This is a genomic window from Acholeplasma equifetale ATCC 29724 (assembly GCF_000687735.1).
GTDB classification, from domain to species: domain Bacteria; phylum Bacillota_I; class Bacilli_A; order Acholeplasmatales; family Acholeplasmataceae; genus Acholeplasma; species Acholeplasma equifetale.
This window is the reverse complement of sequence record NZ_JHXL01000007.1, coordinates 1-12,974: the sequence shown is the minus strand read 5'-3', so window position 1 is coordinate 12,974 and position 12,974 is coordinate 1. Positions and strand designations below refer to the sequence as shown.

The following is a 12,974-nucleotide window of genomic DNA, read 5'->3' as shown; positions in this document are numbered from 1 at the left end:
AAGACGATGAACGACAATCAAAATGATGATGATAAGTTAAAAGAAGAAATAGAAAAACTTATTAAAGAACAAACATCACCTAAAAATATAAGTTTTCAGATGGGCTTTTTACTACACAAAAGATTTGGTATGCACATTTTATTAACATTAATGACGAATTTATTAGTAGCTGCAATCATAATTGGATTATCTCGTATCACGGTATCTTTTGTTGAAGTGTATTCGTTTGAAGCCTTCTTTATAGCGATAACATTATATACATTTATTGAAATACCAATCAAACTTTTGAGTTTAAAGTATATGTTTAAGTATATTGTTCGTTCATTTGGTTTTATTTTCTTTATTTATAATGTTGCTATTTTCTTTGTTGTAAGTTTAATGGTTAATGATTTTGATTTTTTAATTGATCCATTAAATGTCGTATTTTTTACAATTGCATTTACCGTATTAAGATCAATCTTGAATGTATATATTAGAAAATCAAGATTTATACAAGGAGTATAAAAATGAAAGAAAATCAAAGATCAGTTTCAGTGAAAAAAATTGCTAAGGACCTAGACTTAAAGTTAGTTGGGGGTTTTGGTGGAGAAAATCGATTAGTATATGTTGAAATGCTTGCAAGACCAGGTGTTGAGTTTGCAGGATTTTTAGATTTTTATGATAAAGATCGAATTCTTTTAATTGGATCTAAAGAATCTCATTTTTTAAAATTGTTAGACGAAGAAACACAAAAATCTCGTGTTGAAGCGGTTTTAAGTCAACAACCACCAGCAGTTATTTTTAGTGTAAACGTTGAAATACCGGAATATTTTATTGAACTTGGTAATAAATATGATGTTGCATTATTTAAATCTAACGAACGTACAACACCAATAAACTCTAAACTTTATGCATATTTAAGAAGTGCTTTAGCACCACGTATGACAATCCACGGAACACTTATGGATATTTATGGATTAGGTGTTTTAATTCTTGGTAAAAGCGGAATTGGTAAATCAGAAACAGCTTTAGAATTACTTAAAAGAAATCATATTTTGGTTGCTGATGATCGCGTTGATGTTTATGAAACAGCACCGGGTATTATTATTGGTCAAGCACCAAAAATTTTAGAAAGATATTTAGAAATACGTGGTATTGGTATTGTTGATGTTGTTCAAATGTTAGGTGCTGGTGCATTTAGAGAAAATAAAAAAATTAGATTAGTTATCGAACTTGAACATTGGAACGATAAGAAAAATTACGATCGTTTAGGTATTGATACTGAAACATATAAGATTTTTGATACAGATATTCCTAAAATTACAATTCCAATTCTACCAGGTAGAAATACAGCTACCTTAGTAGAATCTGCAGCGATGAATCAAAAACTAAAATATTTAGGATATAACGCAGCAGAAGCATTAGTAAAAAGTGTGGCTCTAAAAGCACAAAATAAAGGTGATAATGATGAAGAATAGTTACAAAAAGTACGAAAAATACATAATTGGTTTAGGCATGATACTTTTCTTCATGCTACTTGTATTCTTAGCAACATATAATCAATTTGATCGAGCTAAAGCTGCTGGCACATGGCGTGCAACTTATCTTGCAGTTAACTTTGGTGATGGTAATGGTATTGCTTGGTATGCAATATTTATTATGACCGGTGTTATATATGCTGTCATATTAGGTTATTTAGAATTTAAACGAGCAAAAATAAACCCAGATATTTTATGGGATGGATTGTTATATACATTACCACTAGCAATAATAGGTGCAAGATTATGGTATGTTTTCGCAGATATTTTAAAGAGCATGTCTTTAGGACAACTTCAGAATAATGCATTCATTCGTGATCCATTATTAATTTTTGGGATTACAAATCAAGGATTACAACTTCAAGGATTAGCAATACATGGAGCAATTGTTGTTACTGTCGTATTCTTAATTTTCTTTACAAGATGGAAAAAGATTAGTTATTGGTATGTATTAGATGTTGTTGGACCTGGATTTATGATTGGTCAAGCAATTGGTCGATGGGGAAACTTTATTAATCGAGAACTTTATGGACCTGTGATGAATTTTTATCAATGGATGCCCAACTTTATTCGTGAAAGAATGGATTTTGCATTAGGAGACACAATGGTCAATACAAGCCAACCTCCTGTGTATCATCATCCGGTTTTCTTATATGAATCATCTTGGAATTTAATTGGTTTAATTGTTATTATTTCATTAAGACATAAAAGAATTTTTAAAGTTGGCGATATCATTTCATTTTATTTAGTTTGGTATGGTATTGGCCGTATACCTGTTGAACTATTAAGAATTTCAGAATCTGGACTTAGTGGTGAACCATTAGCTGTAGGAGGATTATCTATTTCAATTCTTACATCTATTGGTTTAATATTAACAGGTGTTGCAATATTCTTATTAAGAAGATTTTATTTTAAATCTAAAGATGGTTACTACACCGATTATGGTAAAGAAGCAATTTTATTTGATTTAGATGGAACATTACTTGATACAAAAGAATTTATTTTTGAAATAGTTGTTGAAACATTTAAAAAATATAAACCAGAAGTTAAACTAACTGAAAAAGATTTATTAGGCTTCTTTGGTCCAACACTAGAAGAAAGTTTTTCTAAATATGAAGAAAATAAAGAAAAACGCGATGAAATGATTCGTTATTTTAGAAAAATTAATGATAAAAAACATCATCAACAAGGACCAAAGGCATTTCCACATGCAAAAGAAACATTAATAGAATTAAAAAAACGTGGATATGTATTAGGTGTTGTATCATCTAAACGAAGTGAATTTGTAAAACTTGGATTAAATCAAAATGAATTGTTAGAATATTTTGATGTTATTATTGGTATGGAAGAAGTCAATCAACATAAACCACATCCAGAACCAATTTTAGCTGCAATTGATGTATTAGGCATAAGTAAAAATAATACAACTTATATTGGCGATCATCCTAATGATATATTAGCTGCCAAAAATGCAGGTGTTGAATCAATTGGTGTTGCATGGTCTAGTCATTATGAAGATTTGTTAGGTCAAAAACCTGATGCAGTGATTGAAACTTTAGACAACTTATTACACTTATTTTGAGGGATAAAAAAATGTATGATTTATTAATTATTGGTTCAGGTCCTGCTGGTATGACTGCAGCTATATATGGTAAAAGAGCCGAATTGAATGTTGCAATATTTGAAAAAGGTGCACCAGGTGGTCAAGTATTAAATACAGCCTTCGTTGATAATTATCCTGGGTTTAAGCATGCATCTGGATATGAACTTGCATCTAGTATGTTTGAGCATGTTTTAAGTTTAGGTGTTGAAACTAAATTTGAAGAAGTTATTGATGTTAAAGATTTTGGTGAGTATAAAGAAGTTATAACAACAACAAATTCTTATCAAGCAAAATCACTTTTAATTGCATCAGGTACTGTACCTAGAAAACTTAGAGTTAAAGGCGAAGAAAACTTTATATATCGTGGTATTTCTTGGTGCGCAATATGTGATGGAGCACTATATAAAGATAAAGATGTGCTAGTTGTTGGTGGTGGAAACTCTGCTGTTGAAGAAACTATTTATTTATCAAGTATTGCAAGAAAAATAACAATTGTTCAAAATTTAGATCATTTAACAGCGGAAAAATCATTAGTTCAAAAACTAAAAACAATTTCTAATGTTGAAGTTTTATATGAAGCAAATGTTTTAGAATTTAAAGGAAATGAATCATTAGAAAGTGTTATTGTAAAACATAGAAATGAAGAAAAAGAAATTAAGATTGATGGTGTCTTTGAATATATAGGATTAATCCCTGTAACTCACTTTTTAAAGAACTTACCAATTTTAAATAATCAAGGTTATATTCAAACAAATGAATTTTTAGAAACAAAAATCCCAGGTATTTTTGCAGCGGGCGATGTTATTGAAAAACACGTAAGACAAATCGTTACTGCAACAAATGATGGTGCGATAGCCGTACAAAGCGTTTTAAAGTATATCAATAAATGAGGTGTTTTCTTGAGTTTTGCTAAAAGAGTTAAAGAAGAGTTGGTTCAAATTCAACCATCTAAAGAAGAAGCTTTAGCAGAATTTTCTGCAATGATTGAATTAGGAACTGAACTTGCAATAAGTGAACGTGTAAAAACATTATGGTTTAAATCAAACAACCCTACGGTTGCTAGACGTTTTTTAGGTTTACTTAAAGGTTTATATAAAGTTGAAAATACATTACTTACAAAAAAACAAGGTAACTTTAAAAAAGGATATCAAATTCAATTAGGGGTTCAAGAAGCAATTTCTGATATTATGGTTGAACATTCTTTGTTTGGTGAAAACGATAAAGTTGATTTATTAATTCAAAATGAAGAAACGATAAAAGCTTATTTACGTGGAGCTTTTTTAACAACCGGATCTGTTAATGATCCCAAAACAAGTGAATACCATTTAGAAATTTACTCAGAAAACAAAGACTCAATTTTAAGAATACAACGACTTATGAATGAGTTTGGATTGAATGCTAAGATTACAAAGCGTCGTAATGGTTTAATTTGTTATTTAAAAGATGTTACATCTATCGAAGATTTCTTAAGAGTTATAGGTGCTTCAGATACTGTATTTGAATATGAAGATATTAGAATTAAAAGAGATTTTAATAACTCCATTAATCGCGTATTAAATTGTGAAATTGCCAACGAAAAGAAAACAATTCAAGCTGCAAATATTCAAATGAAATATATAGATTACATTGAAAAAAGCAGAGTTAAAGTGGATTATAAAATTTTACAAGCAATGGAAATAAGAAAAGAAAATCCCGATGCATCACTCAATGAATTGGTAGAATATTTTGAAGAAAAATATAAAGAAAAAATTACAAAATCAGGATTGAGCCATCGATTTAGTAAACTTAAAGAAATTGCTGAAGAAATAATGAGGGATAGCCAATGATAAAAGCTGTTGGTGCTGATTTAGTTGAATTAGCGAAAATTAAAAAAATAGGAATTGAAAGATTTGCTAAAAAAGTATTAAGTGATGCTGAATTAAAAGAGTTTAACTTAATTTCGAATGAAGCTAGAAAATTAACGTATTTAGGTGGACGTTTTGCAAGTAAAGAAGCACTTTTTAAGTGTTTTAAGTCTGGAGATAAAACAGCTAACTTCAAAGATTTTACAATTTTAAATGATGCAAATGGTGCACCTTATGTCATATCTAAGTTTTTAAATGATATGAAATGTCATATCACAATAACTCACACAGAATCGCTTGCGATGGCATTTGTTATATTAGAAATATAAGATAATATATGATAATATTGTAAAAGATAAGTTATTTCGTTATAATAGAAATGGTATATTTTTAAAAAGGGAAGTGTAAATAATGGCTCGAGTCAATAAAAACAATAACCAAATCAACAAAACTCCAAAAGAAAAAACAACAACTGTTTTAACTGGAGTTAAGGAAGAGTCCGAAAAAGGTGAATTATTTTTTAAAGTCGTATTAATGGTTATGATTGCAGCTATTTTAGTTGTTTTCATTTACTTCATTGTTGATACAATTTTAAAATCTGATGACAAAGGATTCGAACCTAAATTTCATGCAAATAACTATGTCACTGTTACTAATGTAGAACAAGTGAAAAGCGGTCAATCTAATGAAACGATTTCACATGTTGGTTTAAGACATGCTTTAGATAATTTTGACTACGTTTATATTTTATTCATTGCTGAAAAAGACACATCAATTTTAAGCGAAACAATTCTTAACTATCAAAAAGAAGTTTTAGGTATTGTTGATGAATTATATGATCTTAAAAAAGATGATGAAAATTTACTTAGAGAAGTAAAAATTAAAGACGATAATAAAGAAGAGTATACCTACATGGCTTTAGGTGATATGGCATTCTTCTTTGTGGATATTAGTGATCAAGCGAATGCTAGCTGGAGTAATGTAATTGAAGCTGGAAAAGATGCTGCAAGCGCTAAAAATGTTCCTGTATTGTTAGAAGTATATCGTTCTGAAGATTTAGCATGGTTTGGTCCATGGGACGCTGTAGATGCAAATCCAAAAACAGCAACGAAATTAACAAACGTATTAAATAGTTTAAAGTAAAAAATTAAGGGAAATCTAGGTTTCCCTTATTTATTCTTAAGGAGTGTACTATGAACGAAGAATTAATTAAAGAGGTTGCCAAATCACTCAACCTACCCGTTAGTAAAGTCAACGTCGTGTTAGAGTTATTAAAAGAAGGGGCAACAATTCCATTTATCGCACGTTATCGTAAAGAATTAACTGGTGGTATGGATGAAGAACAAATATTCCAAATTCAACAAGTTTTTGATTACCAAGAAAATCTTCAAAAACGTAAAGACGATGTTATGCGTTTAATTGATGAAAAGGGTATGCTTACAGAAGAGTTAAAGCAAGAAATTCTAAAAGCAACCAAATTAGTTGAAGTAGAAGATTTATATCGTCCATTTAAAGAAAAACGTAAAACAAAGGCTACTGAAGCGATTGCTAAGGGATTAGAACCGTTAGCTGATATCATTTATAGTTTTACAAATCTTGATATTGAAGAAGAAGCTAAGAAATATCTAAATAATCAAGTGTCAACTAAAGAAGAAGCTATTGAAGGTGCTTTATATATCATTGCAGAAAAAATTTCTGATGATGCAAATTATCGTAAGTATTTAAGAGATTATTTGTTTAAACATGGAATTTTAAAAACGAACGCTAAAAAAGATGTTGAAAGTTTAGATCCTAAAAAGGTATATGAAATTTATTATGATTTCGAACAACCAATTCATAAGATAAAACCATATCAAGTATTAGCGATTAACCGTGCCGAAGATGAAAAAGTAATTACAGTTAAATTAGAAGGCACAAAAGAAGCTATGGAAACTTACCTTAAAAAGGAAGTTATTAAAAAAGATTCAAATAGCACACCTTACTTAGAAAAAGCAATCGAAGATGCACTTAAACGTTTAATTTTACCTTCTATTGAACGTGAAATTCGTTCAGAACTTAAAGATGTTGCAGAAAACCAAGCAATTGAAGTATTTTCAGATAACCTTCAAAAGCTACTCTTGCAACCACCACTAAAAGGAAAAGTTATTTTAGGTATTGACCCTGCATTTAGAACGGGTTGTAAGTTATGTGTTGTTAATGAACAAGGCATGGTCTTAGCTAAAGATGTGATTTATCCGCACGAAAAAGCTAAAGGTGAAACAGCTGATGAAAAATTAGTCTTTGAATCACACTTAAAGTTAAAAGTATTATACAAAAAATATAAATTTGAATTAATAGCAATCGGTAACGGTACGGCATCAAGAGAAACCGAAAAATTTGTTGCAGAATTCATTAAACATGAGAATTTAGATATTAAGTATGTTATTGTTTCAGAAGCTGGAGCATCTGTTTATTCAGCATCAGAAATTGCAAGAGAAGAATTTCCAGATTATTCTGTTGAGGAACGTAGTGCAGCAAGTATTGCAAGACGTCTTCAAGACCCACTAGCAGAATTGGTTAAAATAGATCCTAAATCAATTGGTGTTGGACAATATCAACATGATGTGACACCTAAAAAATTAGATGAAACATTAAATTTCGTTGTTACACAAGTTGTTAACCAAGTTGGTGTAAATGCAAACACTGCATCTAAATCATTATTAGGATATGTTTCAGGTTTAAATAAGAAAACTGCCGAAAGTTTAATTGAATTTCGTAATAAAATTGGTGGATTTAAAAATAGAAAAGATTTATTAAGTGTTCCACGCTTAGGACCTAAAGCTTATGAACAAGCTATTGGATTCTTAAGAATTCCTGAAAGTGATGAAGTATTAGATATGACTTCAATTCACCCTGAAAGTTATGAAGTTGCAAAAACACTTATGAAAAAATTAAATATTCAACCCGAAGATATTGGTAAACCAACAATAAAACTTTTAACAGAATCATTAGATAGGGTAGCACTTGCGAAAGAAGTAAATACTGATAAATATACATTAGATATGATTTTAGAAGCTTTTGAATCACCACTTCGTGACCCACGTGATGATTATCCACAACCAATCTTAAAATCTGATGTATTAACACTCGATGATTTAATAATAGGTATGGAATTAGAAGGTGTTGTAAGAAACGTAACAGATTTTGGTGCGTTTGTTGACATCGGACTTAAGAATGATGGATTAGTTCACATCTCTAAATTATCAAAAAGTTTTGTTAAACATCCAAAGGATGTTGTAAGTGTTGGTAACATTGTCAAAGTTTGGGTTATCAATATTGATAAAGAAAAAGAAAAAGTAGGATTATCTATGATAAATCCTTCAAATAATAATTGACAATATTTATAAAATAAGTTAATATATTAAGGCGTGAAGAATTTTTATCACGCTTTACATGGAGCGATACTCAAGAGGCCGAAGAGGGCGCACTGCTAATGCGTTAGACGGGTAAAACCGTGCGAGGGTTCAAATCCCTCTCGCTCCGCCATGATGGCCCGTTGGAGAAACGGTTAACTCACATGCCTTTCACGCATGCATTCACGGGTTCGAATCCCGTACGGGTCACCATAACTAGCCGAATAGTCATTCTCAAATAAGAGAATGGCTTTTTTTCTTTTTCAGGCTGAGAAGTTGACAATTATTCAACTAGAAATTTGGGTTATTGAAACTGATATGTACCCGTCTAATATTGTATTTTAGTTATCTTTTTAGTCATTTAGGGTCTACACTCTGTTTCCATAAAATACATATACAAATAAGCAGAATTATTATGCAATAAAGAATATTCATATTTAGTTTGAAAAATGTAGTAAAAATATGAACATATGAGTAGATAAGTTTTGGCTTAACTACAGTTTTTGCCGTGGTACGCGTGGTAAATTATCCTCGATATTACCCATTTAATTTCTATGTTTAAATTTTAACTAGAAAAAGGTATAATATTCATAATAGGTAAATCCATATACGTACTATATAAGAATTTTAAGGCATTTAAAAGTGTTATTTGCTTTTTAAAGAGTCAACCTAAGGTAGTGTCAAGAATTATGTGTAAATGAATCTAGTTGAATATTAGCCAACTATTAGATGGATGTCAAGTATTTAACAAATAATACTTGAAATGATAAAAAGACATGCTAAAAACAGATGTCTATGGAACACCTTATTTTAGATCTTTGATAATTAAATACGGTTAATGAGAAACAGTATATACACTATTGTTCTTTAAAATGGAACGAATAACTCTAAGGAGCTTCTTAGTAACGTGGCCAATAATTGTTAGGTAATGCTTTCCTTCAGATTTTTTCTTCTCATAGTAAGCGTTAAAAACGGGGTCATGAATAACCGCTACCTTAGCAGCTTGAAAGATAGCCCATCTTAATATAGATGATCCACGCTTTGATATCTTAAAACTGCCTTCATAATTACCGGATTGATAAACAGATGGATCAAGACCTGCAAATGCTAATAAGGCATCTTCTGATTTGAAACGATTGATAGCACCAATTTGGGTGCCAACACCGGGAATACTTAAAAGGGTGGTTTTAGATTCAGTGATATGGTGTTCTAACAATTGATTAATTTGGTCAAGGAGTTTTTTATAGCCTTGACGTGTATTATCGATTGTAAAGTGTTTATTAAATACTTCACCTAATGCATTCATAATGAAGATGTCATGTTTATTTGAGGCGACATCAATACCTACTAGAATCATAAGATCCCTGCCTTTCTTTGATGAACACGAAGCTTAGAGCTGCAGACTTTAATGAATGTAACCTAATTAGAAATAACCAGTCATAAAATGCTGTATCCAACTCATAACCATATTTAATTAAAGTCACAGCTATATCCTTTTTTAACCAGTCGTAAACGCTGTAAGGAAGAAAGAAAACTAGTCTGTGATATCATCATAAGTTTATTATAGTGGACAATCACTTATAAATAAAAAAATAACATGTAAATTGTCTTACATGTATATATTAGGAGAATAATGCTATGATAGAAACTATTTTTAATAACTATGAGAATAACGCAGCACTAACAAGAATAATCGAAAAAGGTTTTTTTAAAAACAAGATTTATTATGGATTAAAAATCGACAATATTGAAATGTTGCCGAATGAATATGATGCAATTTGCAAACTCGAAGATGATGGGACGAGAAGATTCGTTAAAAATGGAAAGGCCGGGATTTTTAACAGAAACTTTGAAGTGGTTTTTGACTCAGACTACAAGTGGATCAGCTCAAAGGAGCCCGATGGATCAAGAAGGTTCGTAGACAAAAAGGGAAACTGCGGAATCATGAACAAAGATTATAAGGTAATTTATACACCTAGACATAGGTTGCTTTGGATTGGAAAAAAAGAATTAGACGACAATAGAATTGTAGTTTATGCAAAAAGACCATTATACATTAGAGATTTTATCCCAATGTCTATGATGTCATTCGCTATTTTTCATCAAAATAGAGTTGCTAAAAAGAGGAATAATATATCTTTCAAAAAATATAAAGAGTCTAAGGAATATTATAGTAAAGTTAACCAAGGCGAGATTGTACCATATTTTAATCTTTGGGATCAATGTGAAGGATTAGAAGAAAATGAACAAGATTTCTATGATACACTTAGTGAAATGGTTCTTAAAACAGACGAAAAAATATTCTACGGGTTAATTAATAATCATTTTGACGAAAAACTTGAACACAAATATAATTTAATTTCAAAAATTAACGAGGATAACAAAAGAATATGTACACTTAAGAAAAAGAACTATATTTACGATGCAATAAGCGGTATTATCAATGAACTAATAGATTAGTATTGATTGTATCGATATTTCCTGTATACATAATATAAAAAGATAGAATTAATTTTTTGCATTTTTCTTGGATCACTGCATGATTTAAGTTTATAATTAAAAATTTATTACCAAAAAGGTAATCAAAATGTTCTACTTAAGGTGGGGGATATGATAATATGGAAATAGATTATAAAAACAAAAAAGTTAAAACACTATGTAGTGACATAAGGCAAGCGAGAGCTAAGTTAGGGCACAGAGAAGCAACAGAATTATTTTCACTCATTAATCTAATTGAATCAGCTAAAAATCTCAATTTTGCTAAATTAATAAATATACATCCCGGTATTGTTGTTGGAAGAATGCAATATGATAAACACATACCATATAGTTCATTCAATAATTTGAAAGAGACCTATAGGATAGAAATTTAGTATTTGTGATAATAATTGCTAACTAATATTGGATAGACAGTTTAAAACCTAAGATGTATAAAGCTTCGATGGTCACCAAACCTATGCGTGAAATATAGATATCCATATCAGTCTAGTCTGATAAACACTGAAAAAAATGTGAACCCCTACGGGTCACCATCATATGAAATTAAGGCCCTTTAAAATAGTTGGCGTAAAATCCAAATAGGGCTTTCCAAAAGTTGGTGTAAAAAACACCTTTCAATTAGTTGGTGTACACCCAAAAGGCGCTATTTTAGCGCCTTTTTTTGTCGTCGTAACCTAGTTTTTAATTGGGATATCTTGATTGATTGCGTATAATGCTTTTTTTCTAAATCTTCTAAAATCTCTAATACCGTTGGCCGTTTTAGTGATGGTCTTTATTTTAGAATTTGTAGACTCAATCGGACCATTAGATACACGTCGTCCGTTGATGCGTATAAATGAATTCCTTATTTCTTGTTGCCACTTATCAATGGTTTTACCAAATGCTCTGTAGACATCTATTTTTGAGTTTTTAAATACTTGTATGAGTACTTGTAGTTCATCTTCACAGGTTTCATAATCAGCTGTCAAATTAAAAGTTCGATAGCGTTCTTTTAACCGATATGCTTCGGTTAATTCATCGTTAATAGATAATAAGTCTCTTAGAATTTCAGATTTATGCCAATATGCATTTAACTTGTGGATCTTGATTTTACCATCATATATGTCTTCATAATTCTTTACGAAAAAATAATGGAATTTTTTAAGCATGTAATAATACATATCATTATGCTCTAACTTGCTTTTTTGTAGGTAGTACTTGTTTTGAACACGAATTCTAATCGCTTTAATGGCTTCGTTTAAATTCCTTACAATGTGAAATGAATCGATTGCTATGAGTGCTTTGGGAAAACATTTAGAAACCACTTGTTTATAACTATCCCACATATCCATAATGAATACTTTGACTTGATCACGTTCTTTAATAGGAATTCTATAAAAATATTCAAGTAAATAATTTTTATGTCTGGTTGCTATTAAGTCAATCAACTTAGATGCTTCAAAATCAAATAGAACACAGGCGTATTTATACTTATTCATTTTGTTGGTAAACACTTCATCAATACTGATGATCTCAGGTAGTGGTCTTCGCCTTACTTCAATATGACGATCGAAGATATTGATGACACTTTGAATTGAAACATTAAAAACTTTAGCAGCGTCAGTAAAGGTATGATTTGTTTCTTTTAAATAGTCTAGAATGGATAGTTTGGTTTTTAAACTAATACGTTCGTAAGCTTGATTAAATGGATTTGTTTCATAGATTGTTTTATTACATGTTTTACACCGATAACGCCTTGCATAATAAGCGATTTTTACTTGATGTTCTAATGAAACACTATGGATTAATTTTTTTAACCTAAAACCATGAAAATACATCGGATATGTTTGACAGAGTGGACAACTTATATTATCTTTTAGTAACTTTAGATGAAGTGTAAGTACTTCACCATCTATTGTGGTATCAAGTGATTCTATTTTTGAATTTATGTTTTCTAATTTATATAGTTTTGTGATATTATCATACATGAAGAACTCCTTTGTTTTTTTAGTTACGACTAACTATATTATAAAAAGGTGTTCTTCATTTTTTATATATTTATTTCGGCCTTTAAAAAAGATGGTGTACTACCACCACCTAATTGAAAGGTGTTTTTTTACACCAACTATTTTAAATACCT

The 12,974-nt window shown here is 30.2% G+C and carries 12 protein-coding genes and 2 tRNA genes; 12 read left to right on the top strand and 2 right to left on the bottom strand.

What is annotated here, in order from left to right; translation table 11 throughout:
• Positions 1–6 precede the first annotated feature (6 nt).
• The 10 genes from T434_RS0104260 to T434_RS0104220 all read left to right on the top strand — a co-directional run bounded on the left by T434_RS0104260 (position 7) and on the right by T434_RS0104220 (position 8,569).
• Positions 7–504, top strand: coding sequence for a hypothetical protein (locus T434_RS0104260; RefSeq protein WP_026400044.1), 498 nt, complete (start codon positions 7–9; stop codon positions 502–504).
• A gap of 2 nt (positions 505–506) precedes the next feature.
• A complete protein-coding gene (gene hprK, locus T434_RS0104255; protein ID WP_035358375.1) occupies positions 507–1,457 on the top strand; it encodes an HPr(Ser) kinase/phosphatase in 951 nt (316 codons plus the stop codon).
• Positions 1,447–3,099 carry a prolipoprotein diacylglyceryl transferase gene (gene lgt / locus T434_RS07495; protein WP_162150725.1) on the top strand — a complete coding sequence of 551 codons (1,653 nt, stop codon included), beginning with the start codon at positions 1,447–1,449 and terminating at the stop codon, positions 3,097–3,099. The genes hprK and lgt overlap by 11 nt, the downstream gene beginning before the upstream one ends.
• Positions 3,100–3,110: 11 nt before the next feature.
• Complete coding sequence (gene trxB, locus T434_RS07925) at positions 3,111–4,010, top strand: thioredoxin-disulfide reductase (protein ID WP_035358393.1); 900 nt, start codon at positions 3,111–3,113, stop codon at positions 4,008–4,010.
• Positions 4,011–4,019: 9 nt separating this feature from the next.
• Positions 4,020–4,946 carry a DNA-binding protein WhiA gene (gene whiA, locus T434_RS07920; RefSeq protein ID WP_162150724.1) on the top strand — a complete coding sequence of 309 codons (927 nt, stop codon included), beginning with the start codon at positions 4,020–4,022 and terminating at the stop codon, positions 4,944–4,946.
• Complete coding sequence (gene acpS, locus T434_RS0104240) at positions 4,943–5,293, top strand: holo-ACP synthase (protein ID WP_035358373.1); 351 nt, start codon at positions 4,943–4,945, stop codon at positions 5,291–5,293. Before whiA ends, acpS begins: the two co-directional genes overlap by 4 nt.
• Before the next feature lie 82 nt (positions 5,294–5,375).
• The gene (locus T434_RS0104235) at positions 5,376–6,107 is read left to right on the top strand and encodes a hypothetical protein (protein WP_026400041.1); all 732 of its coding nucleotides are present in this window, start codon (positions 5,376–5,378) and stop codon (positions 6,105–6,107) included.
• A 50-nt stretch (positions 6,108–6,157) separates the two neighbouring features.
• Complete coding sequence (locus T434_RS0104230) at positions 6,158–8,338, top strand: Tex family protein (RefSeq protein WP_162150723.1); 2,181 nt, start codon at positions 6,158–6,160, stop codon at positions 8,336–8,338.
• Positions 8,339–8,398: 60 nt separating this feature from the next.
• Positions 8,399–8,489, top strand: a tRNA-Ser gene (locus T434_RS0104225).
• Positions 8,490–8,493: 4 nt separating this feature from the next.
• Positions 8,494–8,569: transfer RNA gene (locus T434_RS0104220), tRNA-Glu, on the top strand.
• Positions 8,570–9,191: 622 nt separating this feature from the next.
• Here the strand turns inward: T434_RS0104220 and T434_RS06950 are convergent.
• Positions 9,192–9,713, bottom strand: coding sequence for an IS110 family transposase (locus T434_RS06950; RefSeq protein WP_026400039.1), 522 nt, complete (start codon positions 9,711–9,713; stop codon positions 9,192–9,194).
• Positions 9,714–9,994: 281 nt separating this feature from the next.
• Here T434_RS06950 and T434_RS0104210 point away from each other — a divergent pair, with 281 nt between their 5' ends.
• Both T434_RS0104210 and T434_RS0104205 read left to right on the top strand, forming a co-directional pair.
• Positions 9,995–10,816 carry a hypothetical protein gene (locus T434_RS0104210; protein ID WP_026400038.1) on the top strand — a complete coding sequence of 274 codons (822 nt, stop codon included), beginning with the start codon at positions 9,995–9,997 and terminating at the stop codon, positions 10,814–10,816.
• 158 nt (positions 10,817–10,974) lie between these two features.
• On the top strand, positions 10,975–11,229 hold the full coding sequence (locus T434_RS0104205) for a hypothetical protein (RefSeq protein ID WP_026400037.1): 255 nt from the start codon (positions 10,975–10,977) through the stop codon (positions 11,227–11,229).
• A 300-nt stretch (positions 11,230–11,529) separates the two neighbouring features.
• On the opposite strand, the gene T434_RS06945 is transcribed toward T434_RS0104205, so the two are convergent.
• Positions 11,530–12,822, bottom strand: coding sequence for an ISL3 family transposase (locus T434_RS06945; protein WP_051614399.1), 1,293 nt, complete (start codon positions 12,820–12,822; stop codon positions 11,530–11,532).
• Between the last annotated feature and the right edge of the window lie 152 nt (positions 12,823–12,974).

Bases quoted from the DNA above. Each gene is read 5' to 3' on its own strand.
- T434_RS0104260 (WP_026400044.1), top strand. From the start codon at position 7: ATGAACGACAATCAAAATGATGATGATAAGTTAAAAGAAGAAATAGAA.
- hprK (WP_035358375.1), top strand. From the start codon at position 507: ATGAAAGAAAATCAAAGATCAGTTTCAGTGAAAAAAATTGCTAAGGAC.
- lgt (WP_162150725.1), top strand. From the start codon at position 1,447: ATGAAGAATAGTTACAAAAAGTACGAAAAATACATAATTGGTTTAGGC.
- trxB (WP_035358393.1), top strand. From the start codon at position 3,111: ATGTATGATTTATTAATTATTGGTTCAGGTCCTGCTGGTATGACTGCA.
- acpS (WP_035358373.1), top strand. From the start codon at position 4,943: ATGATAAAAGCTGTTGGTGCTGATTTAGTTGAATTAGCGAAAATTAAA.
- T434_RS0104235 (WP_026400041.1), top strand. From the start codon at position 5,376: ATGGCTCGAGTCAATAAAAACAATAACCAAATCAACAAAACTCCAAAA.
- T434_RS0104230 (WP_162150723.1), top strand. From the start codon at position 6,158: ATGAACGAAGAATTAATTAAAGAGGTTGCCAAATCACTCAACCTACCC.
- T434_RS06950 (WP_026400039.1), bottom strand. From the start codon at position 9,713: ATGATTCTAGTAGGTATTGATGTCGCCTCAAATAAACATGACATCTTC.
- T434_RS0104210 (WP_026400038.1), top strand. From the start codon at position 9,995: ATGATAGAAACTATTTTTAATAACTATGAGAATAACGCAGCACTAACA.
- T434_RS0104205 (WP_026400037.1), top strand. From the start codon at position 10,975: ATGGAAATAGATTATAAAAACAAAAAAGTTAAAACACTATGTAGTGAC.
- T434_RS06945 (WP_051614399.1), bottom strand. From the start codon at position 12,822: ATGTATGATAATATCACAAAACTATATAAATTAGAAAACATAAATTCA.